Genomic DNA, 2967 nt, shown 5'->3' with positions numbered 1-2967 from the left:
GAATGTCACCCAGGCGCGGCTGACTTTGGTGCGCTCAACCAAGTACGCGACCATCGGCTCCAGCAGTGAAATCGCCGAACTCCAGGCAGCTACGGCGACCAGCACGAAAAACACTACGCCCATCAACTGGCCGAACGCTACGTTACCAAAGGCAAAGGGCAGGCTGACAAACATGAGGCCAGGGCCTTCGCTTGGGTTCAGCCCTGCGGCGAACACAATCGGAAACAAAGCCAGACCGGCGACCAGCGAAACAAACGTATCAAGCAGCGCTACACCGACGATAGTGCCGGAAATCGACGAATGCTTCGGCATATAAGCGCCGTAAATCATGATCGAACCGACACCCACGCTCAGGGAAAAGAACGCGTGCCCCATGGCGGGCAGCAAACCGTCGAGGACTTTTTCCGGGTGGAAGTCGAACATAAAATGCACGCCCTCCATGAAATGGCCGGTGGTCATGCTGTAACCCAGCAGTACTATGACCATCACAAACAGCAGCGGCATCATGATACGCAAGCTGCGCTCAAGCCCGGCGACCACGCCTTTGGCGATCACAACGGCCGACAGCAGCATGAAAATCGTGTGCCAAAGTGTCAGGCGCCACGGATCGGCAATCACATTGCCAAAGTACGCGCCGACCTGATCAGCCGTTACCCCCTGAAAATCACCACGCCCCATGTCGATGATGTAATCCAGCGACCAGCCGCCGACCACACTATAGAAAGACAGGATCAGCAACGCCGTAATCATCCCGGCGAACGCGCCCCAGGACCACTTGGCCGAGTGCCCCGCCTCCAGCGCCAGCACCTTCAAGGCGTTGGCCGGACTTTGCCGGGCCCGACGGCCGATCAGGGTTTCAGCCAGCATGACCGGCACGCCGATCAGGGCGATACAGGCCAGGAACATCAGCACGAAAGCCCCGCCGCCATAGACGCCGACCATGTAAGGGAATTTCCAGATACTACCCAGGCCCACGGCCGAACCGGTCGCGGCGAGTATGAAGACCCAGCGGCTAGCCCAACTGCCGTGGACAGAAACCTTGTCTGTCGACATCGTTATCACGCCCAAGCGTTCAAAAAAGAGGCCGCATTGTCYGGGATTCAATCAACCTGCTCAAGCACGTAGCGATACCGTAGCCGACTCGCGCGCAACTCCCTATAATGCCGCCCCTATGGCTAAACAGAAGAAACACCCAACAGGGACCATCGCGCAGAACAAAAAGGCGCGACACGATTACTTCATCGAGCATAAGTTCGAGGCTGGTCTGGTCCTGGCCGGCTGGGAAGTAAAAAGTTTGCGGGCAAGCAAGCTGCAACTGGTCGACAGTTACGTGCTGCTCAAGGATGGCGAAGCCTGGCTGCTAGGCAGTCACATCACGCCGCTGATGACCGCCARCACCCACGTCATTGCTGACCCGACCCGTACCCGAAAATTGCTGCTCAACCGCCGCGAGCTGGAAAAGCTGGCCACCGCAGTGCAGCAAAAAGGTTACGCCTGCGTGTGCCTGTCCTGGTATTGGAGCAAGCACATGGTCAAGTGCGAGATCGCGCTAGGCAAGGGCAAGAAGGAATACGACAAGCGTGACACYGAACGCGAACGCGACGCCGGTCGTGAATTGGCGCGCGCTGTGCGTAACAAGGGCAAGGAAGATTAATTTCCTACCCTGATCGTTCCCACGCTCTGCGTGGGAATGCAGCAAATGGACGCTCTGCGTCCGCTTTGTGACGCAGAGCGTYACGGRATGCATTCCCACGCAGAGCGTGGGAACGATCGTTTGCCGACTACATCCCCTTGCGCCGCTCCGCCCGAGCCACGCGCTGGACTTCCTGACGCACTTCTTCCAGTACTTCCTGCACATACAAAATGTGTCGACTGGAGATTTCCCGCGCCTGCTCAGCCCGGCCCTCGATAATCGCCATATACAACTCACGGTGCTGCTTGATCAGCATGTCGCGTGTTTCCGTGCGCTGTTTGTACATGCCGCCAATGTTGGTCACCACGTTGCGTTTGAGCAGATCGAACAGCCCGCGAATCGTGYGCAGCAACACCGCGTTATGACTGGCTTCAGCAATGGCCAGGTGAAAACTGGCGTCCGCCGCGCCTTCTTCGGCCCGACTCACGTCGTCGTGACGGGAATAACAGTCCTGCAATACGTCAAACGCGGACGTCAGCCGCTCACGGTCCACATCGGTGGCGCGTAATGCCGCGTAATAGGCGCAGGACGCTTCCAGGGTGTGGCGAAACTCCAGCAGATCGCGCTGTGCCTCGGGGTTATTTTCCAGCAGGTGCAGCAGTGGATCGCTGAAGGTCGATCCCAACGAGTCGACGACATAATTGCCGCCGCCCTGGCGACTGACCAGCAAGCCCTTGGCAGACAATTTCTGAATCGCCTCACGTAACGAAGGGCGTGACACGCCGAACTGCTCGGCCAGCGCACGCTCGGCCGGCAAGCGCTCACCGGACTTCAGCGTACCTTCGAGGATCATCCCCTCGAGCCGCTCGACAATATCGTCAGACAAACGGCGCTGACGAATCTGATCAAACCCCATAACTCATCTCTCCACGATCCCGGCCGCTCGCCGGGCTGTCTATTCTGGCCTATTGGCGCGGCGCCAGCATCTGGCAAGACGACGCACGAACAAACCGGTCAGCAACATTATGCATAGCGTATTCGACAAAAGTTTTAGGGCGGCAAATTGACACACCGCACATAAGGCTTTTACCCTAGCCAACAGCGATTGTAAATTGGTATTACCAATTAACCAAAACCGCTGCCCAGTGTCTGACCAACAACAATTAGGGGCCACCCCATATGCAAACCTGGCAACAGCTCTACACCCCGCTCGGCAGTCTCGGCATCTCCGCCCTCGCGGCCGTCATTCCTATCGTATTTTTCTTCCTGGCGTTGGCGGTGTTCCGCCTCAAAGGTCATGTGGCCGGCAGCATCACCCTGGCGTTATCCATTGC

4 protein-coding genes are annotated in these 2967 nt (G+C 57.9%); 2 read left to right on the top strand and 2 right to left on the bottom strand.

Annotated features, from left to right (window positions below; genetic code table 11):
• Window positions 1–1053: sodium-dependent transporter (locus AC1DRJ_RS23170; protein WP_477804199.1), on the bottom strand; the 1053-nt coding region annotated here is incomplete at its 3' end.
• Between the two features lie 118 nt (window positions 1054–1171).
• On the opposite strand from AC1DRJ_RS23170, the gene smpB reads away from it, so the two are divergent.
• Window positions 1172–1654 carry an SsrA-binding protein SmpB gene (gene smpB / locus AC1DRJ_RS23165; RefSeq protein ID WP_477804198.1) on the top strand — a complete coding sequence of 161 codons (483 nt, stop codon included), beginning with the start codon at window positions 1172–1174 and terminating at the stop codon, window positions 1652–1654.
• 127 nt (window positions 1655–1781) lie between these two features.
• Here smpB and AC1DRJ_RS23160 read toward each other — a convergent pair whose 3' ends face one another.
• The gene (locus tag AC1DRJ_RS23160; RefSeq protein ID WP_477804197.1) at window positions 1782–2549 is read right to left on the bottom strand and encodes a GntR family transcriptional regulator; all 768 of its coding nucleotides are present in this window, start codon (window positions 2547–2549) and stop codon (window positions 1782–1784) included.
• A gap of 263 nt (window positions 2550–2812) precedes the next feature.
• Here AC1DRJ_RS23160 and AC1DRJ_RS23155 point away from each other — a divergent pair.
• On the top strand, window positions 2813–2967 hold a 155-nt coding region (locus tag AC1DRJ_RS23155), incomplete at its 3' end, for a hypothetical protein (RefSeq protein WP_477804200.1).

Source organism: Pseudomonas sp. P5_B2, from assembly GCF_056400445.1.
The sequence above is the reverse complement of the archived record's forward strand: the minus strand, read 5'-3'. Positions and strand labels throughout refer to the sequence as shown.